Origin of the sequence: Chromobacterium amazonense (genome assembly GCF_001855565.1) — a bacterium.
In the GTDB taxonomy this organism is placed as follows: Bacteria; Pseudomonadota; Gammaproteobacteria; order Burkholderiales; family Chromobacteriaceae; genus Chromobacterium; species Chromobacterium amazonense.
The window spans coordinates 214308-229656 of record NZ_MKCR01000003.1 but is presented as its reverse complement, the minus strand read 5'-3'; the positions used below and the strand labels follow the sequence as shown (position 1 = coordinate 229656).

Genomic DNA, 15349 nt, shown 5'->3' with positions numbered 1-15349 from the left:
TATAAGACAGGCAGTACTTGAGTACGGCAAGTCGGCGCTAAGCTTGGGTGATTGACTTCAAGTATCGTTGCGCCCATTTGTTCGCATAATCTGTGATTCTGTCATATTGTTTGTCATAAAATTAGACGCCAAAGACTTTTCGGAACTTGTTGCGCCTGCGCACATCGTAATCGCTAGGAATAAAGCGGCAACGCGCCGCGAATGCCGAAAAAAAACGCTTTTCAGGTATTCACGTTGCAGCTCGTCCTTTGTCTGTTCGTATGCCAAACAAGCACATACCTCCCGCGAATCGAGACCGAGGATATCCGCTATCACATACGGCGTTACTGGTGGTGGATATCTTTTACCGCTTAGCATGTAACCCATTTTCTTTGGGTCGATTAGCAGTAGTTTTGCAACTGCATAATCTGTCGTAAGTCCTTCTTTTTCCTTAATATCTTCCACGTATTCAGCAAAAGTCTTCATTGTCAACTGTCCTTTTGTCCATATTGCATCCCCCAAAAGGGGATATTCTAATATTCACGTATCCCCCATTAGGGACTTTTATCGTGAAAAAGTTCGCACTGCTTATCTTGGCCGCACCCGCCGCCTTTGCCGGCGGTCGGCTCGACATGTATGCACCCGTACCCATGACTTACATCGTAAACACGCCGGCAGCGCCTGCGACGGTTCCCTACACTCCGCCCGCCCAGCCGCCCCAGCCGGTATATCAGCCGCCGCGCCGTAATGACGCTTCTACATCACGTTAAGGGAGTATAGCTATGCTGCTCGTTCGTATTGAGCCCGAAGATGGTCAAGTTCGCCTGAAATCCGTTCGCCGCAAATCGGACGGCCAAGAATTCCAAATCCCCGAACAAACGGTTTGGGTCTATGGCGTCGATAAGGACGGCAATCAAGACCGTCACCCGTATCGCTCGCAAGTCAGCCTCGAAAAGGGGCAAAAACCCTATGAGCCGGGCGACTACACTATTCACCCTTTTGCATGCCGATTCAACAATTACGGTTCGGCGGTGCAAATGAATATGCGGTTGATTCCCATCGACCATTTCGCGCCGCTGCTCAAGAAAACCCTTTTCGAGCGCGCCGGCAAATGAACCCCGTTAACGCATCTGCTCCGGTCGCTGCCGCCGTTTCAGCGGTGGGCGGCTTCAACACAAATGAGCTGATGCTCGTTGTTGCGATGTTTGTTTCCTTCGCCATCGGCTTTTTCTCGGGGCAGCAGCGATGACGATGTCTGTAACCGAAATATCCCTAGTTGCTTTGTCCCTCGCCTGCTGTTGGGGCGTGGGTTTTCTGGTCGGCCTGTCTTTCAGGTCGGCAAAATCCCTACTGGAGAAAATCCTATGAAACTCACTGCTAAGCAGTTCCTCGTCGCTCTTGCGTCGTCTCTCGCTTCCGTTGCGGCATTCGCCGACGGTGCGGCTCTGCCCGATCTGACCGGCCAGCTTACCGCCATGGGTACGGCAGTCCAGACGCAGGCTACCAGCCAAGCCGGCGCGGTCGCTCCGTTCGTCCTGTTCGTCGTGGCCGTGCTGGTTGTGTTCGGCATCGCCAAAAAGCTGTTCAAGAAAATCGGTTAACTCCCCGTCTTGGCGCTCCCTCGAAGGGGAAACGGCACCCCCTCGCAGAGGGGGCGCCGTTTTCACACAGAGGCTGCGCCATGCCCAGAATTCCCTTTGCCCGTCATATTCTTCTTGCCGTTGTAACCCTCAACCTCACGTTCTTGCCGATTCGCGCGTATGCCTTTGTTCCACTCGTTGCCGGCCTGATAGAGCTGGCCGGTGTCGCGCTCGAGGGCGTTACTGTTGGCCAGGTCATTACCGGCGCGGCCATCACCATTGGTGCGTCTGCCGCTGCTACTTGTTCCACTTGTACTAATCAGGGGCCTGTTCCTGTCGCCACTAGCCCAGGAGGCATGGCTCAGCCGCCGAATTGGGGGCGCGATCCGGCATCGGGCAAACCTGTTCCGCCGCCAACTGTTCCTAGTCCTGGCAGTGCTGCCGGTCGTCAGTCATATGGTTCTTCATATTGTCGTCAACTGTATGCATCTAGATATCCTGATGTTCGTTATGCCTATGGTTCGTGTATTTCTGATTCAGCTGGCGGTACTATTGATGGCAATGTTCCTAATAATCAACCTGCGCCTAGTGGTTATAGCTGCACTGGTGCGGATACCTGCAATTTATCTGATCCGTCTGCCGTTCAAAAACCTTCCGGTATGGACTGTGAGGCTTATTTCGCCGCTGGCAATTTCTCGTTCGACAATACCAACCCTTCATGTATAGCTGGCATGAAGGCCGGTTATGTGACTGCCGGTGATGGCACTCGAGTTTCAACGCGTGGCGGTTTTATTGTGGTTCAGCCTCCCTCCAAAGACGACATTGAGGCCGCGATACAGCCAACCCCGACCGGTTCACGCATATTGACGTTGGGCAATTCCTCGAATGGCAAAATCCAGACCGTATCCACCGATATTGATTATGTGACTGGCGCATCCGGTGGCGGTGCCATGGTGGTTAAATCTCAAACCGTTCAGGACGGTAATAAAATCGGCGATTTGATCGGTGCGGGTACGGGTGCAGGAACTGGAACCGGTACGCAAAATCCGCCTGTGACATGTCAGGACGTAGGGACATGTGGCGTTGCGCAGGAGGCCACGCAAAAATCCGTTCTCGATACCATTAAATCCATCCTCGACGGCACCGCCGTATCTGAGAAAACCGACAAGCCCAGTACAGATATTCCAGACAATACCCCGGATTTTTCCGCCATTACTGGAATGTCAATGCCGTCACTGGACCTGAATTGGTTGCAGAAACTATTCCCCAATCCTGAATGCTCGCCCATTCACCTGACCATTCCAATGGGTATAGCCGGCGTCATTCCCATGGATATTGATATTTGCAAACATTTGGCTCCAATGCGCGAAGGGCTTTCATATGGCTGGTACTCCATCACCGCATTAACCATTGCGGGAATGTTCCTCAAAACCAAGCCCGAGGAATCCTAAAATGGCAAAAATATTCGAGTGGTTTTTTAATAAATTCGGCGCGTTCATCATGGAGGTGCTGACTAAAATCGGCATTAAACGAGCCAAAGAGATTGCTGTTATCATCACCCTGTTCGTTGCGCTTGTTACCGCGTTTATCGGATTTCAGCAGGTTATCATGGGCCTGATTGTTGCGATGATCCATGTTCCTGATTCTCAACTATGGCAGTCCGCTACATGGGTCGTTTTGCCCGATTGCGCGCCATCCTGCCTTTCCGCGCTCATTACGGCCCGCGTCGCCAAATTTGGTTATATGTGGCTCGTTTGGAAAACCAAAAAACTCGTTACCGGTTACGGCAAAAACGATCCGGGATTTTAAGGAGATTACCCATGCAAACACTGCAAGAATTTGTATTAGCCTTCTGCATTCCCTACGTGTTCGGCATTCTTTCAGGAATCGGTCTCTGCACCGTATGGAATGCCTTGTTTGACATCATAGACAAGCGCATTCTCAAGGACCGCTAATGTCCGTCTATTTCGTTACGGGCCACTTAGGCGGCGGCAAATCGGTTCAGTGCGTTGGCCGTCTGATTGCCTATGCAGAGCAGGGTAGACGCATTGCCGGAAACGTCGATATCCGTCTTGATAAACTCTGTCCCGATGTCCGCAGCAAGCAAACCTATATCCGCTTGCCGGACATCCCGACCGGCTATGATCTGGATGCGCTCGGCAAGGGTAGCGAGAGCAGGGCGGAAGACACTTTCGGCGCGCTGGTGCTGGACGAATGCGCCGTATTCCTCAATTCCCGCGACTGGCAGGAAAAGGGGCGCAAGTCGATCATGTCATGGCTCGTTCATGCCCGTAAAAAGCGCTGGGACGTCTTCATCATCATTCAAGACATCGACGCCCTTGATTCGCAGATTCGCAAGCTCCTGCATGAATACACCGTCGATTGCCTGCGCCTGGACAAGCTCGCCATTCCATTCGTCACCCGCTTGACCGGCCTCAAAATGCCCAAGTGGTTTATCGGTCGCGTTTTCTATGGCCGCATGAATCCGCCGATCAAAGCGGACACATGGTATTCCACCGGCTCGCGAGCCTTCGAATGCTACGACACCGAGCAGGAAATTCTAGAGGTGGATGGCGAATCAGAAATACAGGGGGCTTACTGCATGTTGCCGAATTGGCATAGGGAAGGGCGCTACTTGCCGCCAGAATTAACCCGTTGGGAGAAAATACGCCGTGTCACGTTATTGGCTATTCGTTGTTTGCTTGTTGCTGTTATGGTGCTACCTGTCTATTTCGGCTTACACAAGCGTCCAGCAATCCGACCTCGAATGCGAACTCCTCTTGAGCCAGCAAATCAACTGCCCCTGAATCTGTCCCTGTTCACCAAATCATTACGGAGCATTCAAAATGGGAACTGAAAACCTCATTCTTCTTATCGTCTTCGGCCTGCCGCTGCTTCTGACTCCATGCTATTTGGCGATTACTTGGCGCTGATTTCTCCCTTGTTCCAGCATTATTAATTCAAATTTAGATCCATTTTCCGCAACTTAATTTCTTTAACGGATCTAATTTTTATTACATTATTGCGCGATTCGTTTCTTTTAACCTGTTTCTCTAACGCGAAATACCCAGACTGTCCCAGCGTCCGAGGACAGCCGGCCTTTGCCGGCTCCGCAGGCGGTGGGCCAGTCCGCCGCCGGCAGGCCCTGCTTGCGGTATCCCTTTTCCGGGGATATGATTCACGCATCATGAAATGAAGAAACCCCGGCAGCGCCAACTGACCGGGGTTCCAGAATCTACCCGTCGAGCTGTTATCAGCAGCTGGCGGGGTACTTCCAACATCACAGATAGGCCCTGCGATGCATGCCCGAACTATACCTCCTGCCGATCAGGAATTCCACTCCGTTTCCGAACTCGCGTCCGCGCGCGCCAGCGTCGGCGACGCCAACATTAGACCCCCGTACCCTGTAACACGGGGGTCAAATACCTTTCAAGGCTCCAAAAACCAAACTGAGCGGCTGGTTTTGCCTGTTTTTAATTCCAAAACGCAATATAGCGGCCTGTCGGTCGAAAGCCACACCCTCGACAATTTGCCGTCGATTGCCTGCACGTCCGAGTCATCGGCCGGCGAGCCGCTGGGTCTGGCGCTGGACTGGCTGACACTGGTATCGACCACCTTGCACGCCGACCAAGTCGAGGAGGCGCTGCGCCTGGACGGCTTCCATCTGGTCGATGTCCGCGCCAAGTTCGGTTACAAGTACGCGTTCGCCGTTCACTGCGACGCCAACGCGCTGACCGATGCGATTGTCACTGTCTACCACGGCGGCGAGTCCCAGCGCGGCACGATGATGTTCGAGCGCTCCGGGCCGCTGGCGATCAAGGCTGCAGCGCTGCTTGTGCGCCTGTTCGGGCCCGAGCCGTTCCGCCTGTCGCGCGGCGACGTCTGCGTCGATCTGAATGTCTGTGGCCTGTACCGGCAAGGCGTTGAATTCCTCACGTCCGTTCATGAAAACTGGAACACGCAAGGCCAGCGTGGCGCTAAGCCGAAAATCAGGGAAATCGACGACAAGGGCAGCGGAGCCGGTAGCACGTTTTACATGGGGTCAGGCGACGTCCACATGTTCCGCATGTACGAGAAAGGCAAACAACTGAAACGGGCCGATTTGGCGGGCTGGGTGCGCGCCGAGGTGCAATTGCGGCCTAAGGGTACCGCCGCGCAGCTGATCGCGTGGCAGAGCATCGTCAAGGGCGCGTTCATGGACATATGGGCCATGACGCCGTATATCCGTTTTGCGCCTTTCTTCGTGGCCACGGAGCGCTGCCGCCTGCAAGTTCAGCCGAACGACCGCGATAGCAGACTGGACACGCGCGCGCAACATTTCATCCGTCAGTACTACGGCCTCATGCAAGAGCTGATCGGCGTGCATGCGCATGGCGACTGGTCACAATTGGGCGACATTGTGCTGATGCTGAAACGCCGCGCCGACGCGACGGCCGGCTTTACGTGTCCAGAGGCCGGCGAGGCATACGCCGAGTATCAGCGCCGCATACAGGAGGACAGCGAGGCCATGGCGCTGCTGATATCGAAGACGTCTGATGGTTCGTATAATCTATATTATGTCAAATATGCTATGCCCAACCAGACGCCGCTGAAATACGACAATCAAGTCATACTAAAAGCATCCCATCAAACCAACGCCGCATCATGAAACGCAGCCAACCCATTGCGGCATTGCCATGCAGCCCGGACGAACTCACCGGCGAGGCCCCGCCCTGGCATGCCCAGCAAGCTGGCATGAGAATCAACCTCTTTGAAATTCCGAACAAGCTGGCAGAACGTCAAGCTGAACTGATCGAAATCTAATGACATATGGGAATTTATAAAGGGACAATTGCCACCTGCAAGCCCGCTACGGGCTGATGTTCAATATATACGGGTGACAATATGAAGAAATGGATAGCCATCGCAAGCGGCTTAGCATCAATAGCCGCTCACGGAGCCGTGATCGAATGCAAGATCGACAACACGGAATCGACGATCTTCACCAGCGCACAATTCTGCCCGGCCGGTACCACGTACAAACGCATGATGCTGAACGTAGACGACCCCGGCATCGCCGCTATCAAGGCGCAAGGCGCAAAGCGAAAACCGCCAACCCATACAGGTGACGGCGCCTCGATACACCTGCGATCAACTACGCGCGCAGCGCGACTATCTTTATCAAGTGCTAGACCCCCGCAGCGTTTATCACGGCAGGGAGTCGCAACCGCTGACTAAACTGCACAACATCAAGGCGCTGATGTAATGCCCCTGGAGGAGTCCAAGCGCATGTCAAAAAACGCTCCCCAATTGGCAAGGCCTAGATGGCAGGCAGGCGTTCCTCAAAGACTGGCGAATGCCTTGCAACCTGCACTTACGCCAAATACTTAGCCCCCATATGCCATGAGCCTGGCGGCGCAAACCGGCAGGCTCATGGGCATTCTCCATGGCGCAGCGGCCGCGCTAATCGCCAGCGTCCCCCAACAGTTTGCTCGCCAGCTCCTGGCGGCTCATCCCCGGAAGATGCTTCTGCAGCAGCACGTCCAGTTCCTGCTCAAACAATTGCCACTGGGACAGCTCGGCCAGCGCAGAATCATCATTGTGCGAGCGGATCATGCCGGCGGCTACCGTGCCGTTGTTCAAGCGGTCGATCACGATCAGGCTGCCGCTGCCGCGGCATTCGCGGTAGGGATCGAATACGGCGGAGCTGTTCAGCGCGATGCGGCACAGGCCAATCTCGTTCAAGGCCAGCGTATCGGCCGGATTGTTCTGCAGAGTATTGACGTCGGTGCGATGCAGGACGGACTCGATGCGGCCCGTGACGTATTTTCCTGCCAGCTTGAAACCATACTCCTTGCCCGGCCGCAGCGGCGCTTCGCTCATCGCCACCAGATGAGCGTCGAAACTGCGCGATACATGGGGCCTTTGCTCGTCGGCCCGTACCAGCATGTCGCCGCGCGAGACGTCGATTTCATCCTCCAGCGTCAGCGTCACCGCCTGGCCGGCCGAGGCGCGCGCCAACTTGCAATCATAGGTGACGATATCCTTGACCCGGCTTTGCTTGCCGGATGGCAGCGCCACGATCAGGTCGCCAGGATGGATGGCGCCACTGGCAATGGTGCCGCAGAAACCGCGAAAATCCAGATTGGGCCGGTTGACATACTGCACCGGCAGGCGAAACGCATCCAGGCCGGCGTCATGGTTGATCTGGATGTTTTCCAATAGATGCATCAGCGTGGCGCCTTGGTACCACGGCGCGGCCTCGGTGCGGCTGACCACGTTGTCGCCGCGCAAAGCGGAGATCGGCACGAAATGGATGTCGGGAATATCCAGATGCTCGGCAAAGGTCAGGTATTCGTCGCGGATGCGGTTGAATACTTCCTCGCTGTAGTCCACCAGGTCCATCTTGTTGACGGCGACGATGACATGGCGGATGCCCAACAGGCTGACGATATAGCTATGGCGGCGGGTTTGCGTCTGCACGCCGCGCCGCGCGTCGATCAGGATGATGGCCAGATTGCTGGTGGACGCGCCGGTGGCCATATTGCGGGTGTACTGCTCGTGCCCGGGGCAGTCGGCAATGATGAACTTGCGCTTGTCGGTGCTGAAATAGCGATAGGCGACATCGATGGTGATGCCCTGCTCCCGCTCCGCCTGCAAGCCGTCTACCAGCAGCGCCAGATCGATTTCCTGGTCGGTGGTGTTGTACTTTTTCGAGTCGCGCTCGATCGCCGCCAGCTGGTCTTCGAAAATCAGCTTGGAGTCGTGCAGCAGGCGGCCGATCAGCGTGGACTTGCCGTCATCCACGCTGCCGCAGGTGATGAAGCGCAGCAAGTCCTTGTTCTCATGCTGCTTTAGGTATTCCAGGATATCCCCGGCGATCAGTTCGGATTGGTGAGACATCAGAAATACCCTTCCATTTTCTTCTTTTCCATCGAGCCCGCGCTGTCGTGGTCGATCAACCTGCCCTGCCGCTCCGAGGTCTTGGTCAGCAGCATTTCCTGAATGATTTCCGGCAGCGTGGCGGCATCGGACTCCACGGCACCGGTCAGCGGATAACAGCCCAGCGTGCGGAAGCGCACCTTGCGCGTTTCGATGCGGGCTTTCTCCTCCGGCGTCAGATACTGCAGGATGCGCTCATCGTCGATCATGATCAGCATGCCGTCGCGCTCCACCACCGGACGTTCGGCGGCAAAATACAGCGGCACGATCTCGATGTTTTCCAGATAGATGTATTGCCAGATGTCCAGCTCGGTCCAGTTGGACAGCGGGAACACGCGTATGCTCTCGCCCTTGTCTATTTTGCCGTTGTAGAGGTTCCACAGCTCCGGCCGCTGGTTTTTCGGATCCCAACGGTGGTTCTTGTCGCGGAAGGAATAGACGCGCTCCTTGGCGCGGCTCTTTTCCTCGTCGCGGCGCGCGCCGCCGAATGCGGCATCAAACTTGTATTTGTTCAATGCCTGCTTCAGTCCCTCGGTCTTCATCACATCGGTATGCTTGGCGCTGCCGGCGGTGAACGGGTTGATGCCGGCGTCGACGCCATCCTGATTGATATGGACCATCAAGTCCCAGCCGTTCTCCTTGGCTTGCTTGTCGCGCAGCGCGATCATGTCGCGGAACTTCCAGGTGGTATCGACATGCATGAGCGGAAACGGCGGCTTGCCGGGATAGAACGCTTTCTTCGCCAGGTGCAGCATCACCGCGGAGTCTTTGCCGATGGAGTACAGCATCACCGGGTTTTCGAACTCCGCCGCCACCTCGCGGATGATGTGGATGGACTCCGCCTCCAATTGTTGCAGGTGAGTCAGTCTTGCTTGATCGATATCCATGCTTGCAGCCCGTTCTATGGTTGCAGCCAATCTACCGGAAAGGTTCCAGCGCGTTCAAAACCAATTGGATATATCAATATAAACTTAGTAAATCTTAAAAATTGAAATGTGGGAATAAGGGAATCTACGGTGCAGCCCGTGTCCATAACCGTTAACATTTGCGTTAAGCCAAAAATTTAAAGTTGCTCTGAATGCGGACGATAATGGCTTGAAGAGATTGTGTGTCATCCTCCGCATGAGCGGACAAGAACAACGCCGTTCGTGATGACAACTTGGCGAGATTAGCCACCCCAATTCGCAATATTTCCGCCGGATGGCAGCGCCGGCGAGAAACGGGAGAAGTCTTCATGTCATCATCATCCATCAGCGCCAGCGCCGGACCGCTGGACGTCCAAAGCATTGTCAGCCAGCTGGTTCAAGCCGACTCTCAGCCTTTGACCCAAAGCCAACAAAGGCAATCGACCTATCAGTCTGAGATCAGCACGCTGGGGCAGGTGAGTTCTGCGCTGTCCAGTCTGCAGTCGGCTGCGTCCACCCTGTCTTCCGGCACTTTCCTGCAGCAGTTCTCCGCGACGTCTTCCGATGCCACGGTCGCGGGAGTATCGACCACCTCAGGCGGCACTGCCGGGACCTATGTGCTGAATGTGACGCAAATGGCGCAAGCGCGGCAGCTGGTTTTTGACAAGAACCCGGATGGCAGCGCCATCACAGACCAAAACGCCGCGATCGCGGGCGCGCCGTCTTCGCTGACCTTCAATGTCGGCGGCACCAGCAGCACGGTGAGTCTGAGCAGCGGAGGCAGCGCGGTCTCGCTGTCGTCCATCGCCAGCAGCATCAACGGCGCCGGCATCGGCGTGTCCGCCTCCATCGTGCAGTACAACAATAATTATTCGTTGGTGCTGAATTCCACGCAGGCCGGCACCAGCAACGCTTTCTCCATCACGGCTGGCGGAAGCGACAGCAACAGCACATCCGGCAACACCCTGGCCGGCCTGCAGCAAAGCGCCACCGCGGCCGGCGAGTCTACCAACGCCGCCAATGCCCTGATGACAGTCAATGGCGTCAATGTTTCCTCCGGCAGCAACACCGTGAGCAATGTGATCAACGGCGTCAATCTCACGCTGGAAAAAGTGGGGCAAACCACGATCAACATGAGCCAGAACACGGCAAACATCACTTCAACGCTGCAAAGTTTCGTCGGCGCATATAATCAAGTCGTGAGCGCGATCAATTCCGCCACCAGTAGCTCAAAAACCGTAGGCAGCACGCCGCAGAATACCGACATCAGCAGCGACCTGAGCAATTTGCAACAACAATTGGCCGGCATCTTAGGTACGCCGATGAAGGGCGTCGATCCTGTCAGCTCCTATGCCTATCTGGCGCAAGTGGGCATCACCCAGAATGTCGACGGCACGCTGGCCTTGAACTCTACAACGTTCAATGCCGCGTTGACCGCCAATCCCTCAGCGGTAAGCAACCTGTTCGGCAATGCGCAAAACACAGGTGTCGGCAATATATTCAACAGCACCATCAACAACTTGCTGGGGCCGACTGGCACGATCACCATCAGCCAGAACAATCTGAACAGCCAGGTGTCGACCGAGCAGCAATTGCAACAGCGCCTGCAGGACCAGCTCAACTCCGAGCAAAGCAGCCTGTTGACCGAGTATTCCAATCTCAATAGCGAGCTGGCATCGATGGAGCAGGCGTCCACCAGCATGGCCAATCTGATTGCCTGATCGCGTAGCCTTGCAGTCGAAACTAAAAAAGGCGCCGTGAGGCTAATGCCGTTCACTTAAGAGAAAAGCACCGTCTCCGTGCATGGGAAACGGTGCTTTTTTTGTGGATTCCTGTGCTCTCAAGGCCAGAAAAGTCGCCCGAAAATCCTTAAGTGAACGGCATTAGCGCCGTGAGGCGCCTTTCCTTTATCTGGCTGAATCTAATCTAGCACTGCCCGTTCAAGCGCTCGCGCGCGACAGCGCGTCCAGCCAGCGCGTCGGCAGCAGCCGTTTCAAATACCAGAACAATTTGGTGGGGAACGTCACCCGGTAGCGCGCACGCGGCCGCCTGCTGGTCACTGCCAGCCAAACCGACTCGGCCACGGCGCTGGCCGGCAAGGTGAACGGCGCGGCATGGCCTTCTTTCTTCAAGCGCTCCAGTTGCTTGCGGTAGTTGTCGCGATGCACGCTGGCATCGATATCGACATGCTTGAGGAATTTTTCCAAGGCATTGGGCCGGAAGCGGCTCTCGATCGGACCCGGCTCCACCAGCGCAACATGGATGTCCGTGCCATGCAGCTCTTGCCGCAAGGTATCGCACAATCCCTCCATCGCATATTTGCTGGCATTGTAAGCGCCGCGCCAGCGCATGGCGGCAAAGCCCAGTATCGAGCTGTTGAATACGATGCGGCCATGGCCTTGCGCGCGCATGACTTTCAACACCGCGTTAGTCAACTCCCATGGCCCGAACAGATTGGTTTCAAACTGCTCGCGCATCGCCAGCCGCGAAATATCTTCTGCCGCGCCGGGCTGGCCGAAACCGGCGTTATTGAACAAGGCGTCCAACCGCCCTCCGCTTCTGGCCAGCACCTCGTCCAAAGCGGTTCGGATCGATGCCGTGTCGTCGACATCCAGCCGCAGGCAGTCGAAACCCTCTGCCCGCAGCTTTTCCACATCCTCAGTTTTGCGGCAGCTGGCGAACACGCGCCAACCCTTGTCGCGAAACCACTTGGCCGTGTGATAGCCAATGCCGCTGGAGCAGCCGGTAATCAGAATGGAACGCGCCTGCGCCGTCATGGCAAACCTCTTTTGGTGGATAAGCCACCTACCCTACACGAATCGGCCCCGCGCTGGAATCCGCCGCATCGCCCGCAAGCGGCGACGACACTGTCGTTTTGAGGCGGAATTAGACTAGAATGTCGGCCTGACACGTACGAGGAAGACCGCCATGGCAAAAGCCGCCAAAGCCCCAGCTAGTTTCGAGAGCGCGCTGGCCCAGCTGGAGGACATCATCCAGGCGATGGATAGCGGCGACATGCCGCTGGAGACCGCCCTCGCCTCCTACAAGCAAGGCACCGAATTGATCAAGTTCTGCCAGGGCAAGCTGGCCGACGCGGAACAGCAGCTGAAAATACTGGAAAACAACGAACTGAAGACGCTGGACCTGCCCAATGGCCAATGAAACCTTCATCGGCTGGATGACCTTCATCCAGCAATACATGGAAAGCGCGCTGGAACGCTTGCTCCCTTCCGCCGACTGCGCGCCGCATAAATTGCATGAAGCCATGCGCTACGCCACGCTGGAAGGCGGCAAGCGCGTGCGGCCGCTGCTGGTCTTCGCTGCCGGCGAACTGGTGGGCGCGGAGCAGGACAACCTGGCGCGCATCGGCGCGGCGCTGGAGATGATCCACGCCTATTCGCTGGTGCATGACGACATGCCGTGCATGGACGACGACGTGCTGCGCCGCGGCAAGCCGACCTGCCACATAGCCTACGACGAGGCTACCGCGCTGCTGGTCGGCGACGCGCTGCAAACCCGCGCCTTCGAGCTGATCGCGCAAGCCATGCCGGGCATCGCGCCGGCCAGCCAGCTGGAAATGGTGCGCGCGCTGGCGCACGCCTCCGGCCACGCCGGCATGGCGGGCGGCCAGGCGATTGATCTGGCCAGCGTCGGCCAGCCGTTGACGCTGCCGGAGCTGGAATTCATGCACATGCTGAAAACCGGGGCGCTGATCCGCGCGGCGGTGATGATGGGCGCCATGGCCGGCCGCGAACTGAACGCGCAGGAAAAAGAGGCGCTGGACGCTTTCGCCAAGCGCATCGGCCTGGCCTTCCAAGTGGTGGACGACATCCTGGACTGCGAGGCCGATACCGCCACCTTGGGCAAGACCGCCGGCAAGGACGCCGCCCACGACAAACCCACTTACGTCAGCCTGCTGGGCCTCGCCGAGGCCAAGCGGATGGCGAAGGATTTGCATGACCAGGCGTTCGCCGCGCTGGAGGGCTTTGGCCCGCAGGCAGATCGCCTGAAACAACTGGCCGACTACATCGTCGCCCGCTCGTTTTGAACCGCTCGTAGAGAAACCATCAGGGCGGACCACCGCCCGGCGAGCCCATCCGCAGAATCACAACAATGTATCCTCTGCTTGAAAACATAAACAGCCCTGCCGACCTGCGGCTGTTGCCGCGCACGCAGTTGCCGCAGCTGGCGCGCGAACTGCGCGAATTTCTGGTGGAGTCGGTCAGCAAGACCGGCGGCCACTTCGCGTCCAATCTGGGCAGCATCGAGCTGACCATCGCGCTGCATTACGTGTTCGACACGCCGCATGACCGCCTGGTGTGGGACGTCGGCCACCAGACCTATCCGCACAAGATCCTGACTGGCCGCCGCGAACGCATGGACACCATGCGCCAGTTCGGCGGGCTGGCCGGCTTTCCCAAACGCGAGGAGTCCGAGTACGACACCTTCGGCGTCGGCCACTCGTCCACCTCCATCGGCGCGGCTCTGGGCATGGCGGTGGCGGCCAAAACCCTGGGCATCGAGCGCAAGAGCGTGGCCATCATCGGCGACGGCGCCATGACGGCCGGCCAGGCCTTCGAGGCGCTGAACAACGCCGGCGCGATGGATACCGACCTGCTGGTGATCCTGAACGACAATGATATGTCCATCTCGCCCAATGTCGGCGCGTTGAACAATTATCTGGCCAAGCTGATGTCCGGCCGCTTCTACGCCGCGATGCGCCAAGGCTCCAGCAAGGTGCTGGGCATCGCCCCACCCTTGAAGGAAATCGCCAGCAAGATGGAGGAGCACGTCAAAGGCTTCTTCACCCCGGGCACATTGTTCGAGGAATTCGGTTTCAACTACATCGGCCCCATAGATGGCCACGACCTGGACGCCCTGGTCGATACATTGAAGAACATCCGCAGCCTGAAAGGGCCGCAGTTCCTGCACATCGTCACCAAGAAGGGCCAGGGCTACAAGCTGGCGGAGAACGATCCGGTCAAATACCACGGCGTGACCAAGTTCGATCCGGCAAACGGCCTGGCCGGCGGCAAAGGCGGCTCCGGCAAGCCGCAATACACCCAGGTGTTCGGCGACTGGCTGTGCGACATGGCCAAGCAGGACCCGCGCTTGGTGGGCATCACGCCGGCCATGCGCGAAGGCTCCGGCATGGTGCGCTTCGAAAAAGAGCATCCGGACCGTTACTACGACGTGGCCATCGCCGAGCAGCACGCGGTCACCTTCGCCGGCGGCATGGCCTGCGACGGCCTGAAGCCGGTGGTGGCGATCTACTCCACCTTCCTGCAACGCGGCTACGACCAGCTGATCCACGACGTGGCTTTGCAGAATCTGCCGGTGATGTTCGCGCTGGACCGCGCCGGCCTGGTGGGAGCGGACGGCCCGACCCATGCCGGCGCCTTCGACCTCAGCTACCTGCGTTGCATCCCCAATATGCTGGTGGCCGCGCCGTCGGATGAGAACGAATGCCGCCAGCTGCTGTACACCGCCTTCCAGCACAATGGCCCCAGCGCCGTGCGCTATCCGCGCGGCACCGGCCCCGGCGCCGAGATTCAGCAACAGATGACCGCCTTGCCCATCGGCAAGGGCGTGCTGCGCCGCCAGGGCAGGAAGATCGCCATCCTGGCCTTCGGCAGCATGGTGCACCCGGCGCTGGCCGCAGCCGAGCAGTTGGACGCCAGCGTCGCCGACATGCGCTTCGTCAAGCCGCTGGACGCAGAGCTGGTGCGCCAGCTTGCCGAGAGTCATGAGCTGATCGTCACCGTGGAGGAAAACGTGGTGATGGGCGGCGCCGGCTCGGCCTGTATCGAGGCGCTGCAAGCGCTGCGGCTGACCGTGCCGGTGCTGCAGCTGGGCCTGCCTGACGACTACGTGGAGCACGGCGACCCTGCGCTGCTGTTGAAGAACTGCGGCCTGGACGCGGCAGGCATCGAAGCCAGCATCCGCCAACGGCTGGCCGACTGA

Annotated in this window: 17 protein-coding genes; 13 read left to right on the top strand and 4 right to left on the bottom strand. The window is 57.6% G+C overall.

What is annotated here, in order from left to right; all coding sequences use genetic code 11:
- Nucleotides 1–57 precede the first annotated feature (57 nt).
- Complete coding sequence (locus tag BI343_RS19530) at nt 58–465, bottom strand: hypothetical protein (RefSeq protein WP_139165624.1); 408 nt, start codon at nt 463–465, stop codon at nt 58–60.
- A 296-nt stretch (nt 466–761) separates the two neighbouring features.
- Here BI343_RS19530 and BI343_RS02965 point away from each other — a divergent pair, with 296 nt between their 5' ends.
- The 9 genes from BI343_RS02965 (at nt 762) to BI343_RS19930 (ending at nt 6362) form a co-directional block, all read left to right on the top strand.
- Entirely contained in the window at nt 762–1094 is a 333-nt protein-coding gene (locus tag BI343_RS02965; protein ID WP_071108596.1) for a single-stranded DNA-binding protein, read from the top strand.
- The gene (locus tag BI343_RS19935; protein WP_169828972.1) at nt 1091–1228 is read left to right on the top strand and encodes a hypothetical protein; all 138 of its coding nucleotides are present in this window, start codon (nt 1091–1093) and stop codon (nt 1226–1228) included. The genes BI343_RS02965 and BI343_RS19935 overlap by 4 nt, the downstream gene beginning before the upstream one ends.
- 115 nt (nt 1229–1343) lie before the next feature.
- A complete protein-coding gene (locus BI343_RS02960) occupies nt 1344–1580 on the top strand; it encodes a hypothetical protein (protein ID WP_071108595.1) in 237 nt (78 codons plus the stop codon).
- Between the two features lie 80 nt (nt 1581–1660).
- Nucleotides 1661–3010, top strand: coding sequence for a hypothetical protein (locus tag BI343_RS19525; RefSeq protein ID WP_139165623.1), 1350 nt, complete (start codon nt 1661–1663; stop codon nt 3008–3010).
- A gap of 1 nt (nt 3011) precedes the next feature.
- Nucleotides 3012–3368: a DUF5455 family protein gene (locus BI343_RS02945; RefSeq protein ID WP_071108592.1), complete on the top strand. Its 357-nt coding sequence runs from the start codon at nt 3012–3014 to the stop codon at nt 3366–3368.
- 11 nt (nt 3369–3379) lie between these two features.
- Entirely contained in the window at nt 3380–3514 is a 135-nt protein-coding gene (locus tag BI343_RS20530) for a hypothetical protein (protein WP_280513312.1), read from the top strand.
- On the top strand, nt 3514–4416 hold the full coding sequence (locus tag BI343_RS02940) for a zonular occludens toxin domain-containing protein (RefSeq protein WP_071108591.1): 903 nt from the start codon (nt 3514–3516) through the stop codon (nt 4414–4416). The genes BI343_RS20530 and BI343_RS02940 overlap by 1 nt, the downstream gene beginning before the upstream one ends.
- Before the next feature lie 441 nt (nt 4417–4857).
- Nucleotides 4858–6207: a replication initiation factor domain-containing protein gene (locus BI343_RS02935; RefSeq protein WP_083340771.1), complete on the top strand. Its 1350-nt coding sequence runs from the start codon at nt 4858–4860 to the stop codon at nt 6205–6207.
- Nucleotides 6204–6362, top strand: coding sequence for a hypothetical protein (locus BI343_RS19930; protein ID WP_169828971.1), 159 nt, complete (start codon nt 6204–6206; stop codon nt 6360–6362). Before BI343_RS02935 ends, BI343_RS19930 begins: the two co-directional genes overlap by 4 nt.
- A 639-nt stretch (nt 6363–7001) precedes the next feature.
- Here BI343_RS19930 and cysN read toward each other — a convergent pair.
- Nucleotides 7002–8441 (bottom strand): sulfate adenylyltransferase subunit CysN, encoded by a 1440-nt coding sequence (gene cysN / locus BI343_RS02930; protein WP_071108589.1) that lies wholly within the window; start codon nt 8439–8441, stop codon nt 7002–7004.
- Complete coding sequence (cysD, locus tag BI343_RS02925; protein ID WP_071108588.1) at nt 8441–9367, bottom strand: sulfate adenylyltransferase subunit CysD; 927 nt, start codon at nt 9365–9367, stop codon at nt 8441–8443. The genes cysN and cysD overlap by 1 nt, the downstream gene beginning before the upstream one ends.
- A gap of 347 nt (nt 9368–9714) precedes the next feature.
- On the opposite strand from cysD, the gene fliD reads away from it, so the two are divergent.
- The gene (fliD, locus tag BI343_RS02920) at nt 9715–11106 is read left to right on the top strand and encodes a flagellar filament capping protein FliD (protein WP_071108587.1); all 1392 of its coding nucleotides are present in this window, start codon (nt 9715–9717) and stop codon (nt 11104–11106) included.
- 219 nt (nt 11107–11325) lie between these two features.
- Here fliD and BI343_RS02915 read toward each other — a convergent pair whose 3' ends face one another.
- Nucleotides 11326–12162 carry an SDR family oxidoreductase gene (locus BI343_RS02915; protein ID WP_071108586.1) on the bottom strand — a complete coding sequence of 279 codons (837 nt, stop codon included), beginning with the start codon at nt 12160–12162 and terminating at the stop codon, nt 11326–11328.
- 151 nt (nt 12163–12313) lie between these two features.
- On the opposite strand from BI343_RS02915, the gene BI343_RS02910 reads away from it, so the two are divergent.
- From BI343_RS02910 to dxs, 3 genes are all read left to right on the top strand, one after another.
- Complete coding sequence (locus tag BI343_RS02910; protein ID WP_043627642.1) at nt 12314–12547, top strand: exodeoxyribonuclease VII small subunit; 234 nt, start codon at nt 12314–12316, stop codon at nt 12545–12547.
- Nucleotides 12537–13433 carry a polyprenyl synthetase family protein gene (locus tag BI343_RS02905; protein ID WP_071108585.1) on the top strand — a complete coding sequence of 299 codons (897 nt, stop codon included), beginning with the start codon at nt 12537–12539 and terminating at the stop codon, nt 13431–13433. Before BI343_RS02910 ends, BI343_RS02905 begins: the two co-directional genes overlap by 11 nt.
- Nucleotides 13434–13498: 65 nt before the next feature.
- Complete coding sequence (dxs, locus tag BI343_RS02900) at nt 13499–15349, top strand: 1-deoxy-D-xylulose-5-phosphate synthase (protein ID WP_071108584.1); 1851 nt, start codon at nt 13499–13501, stop codon at nt 15347–15349.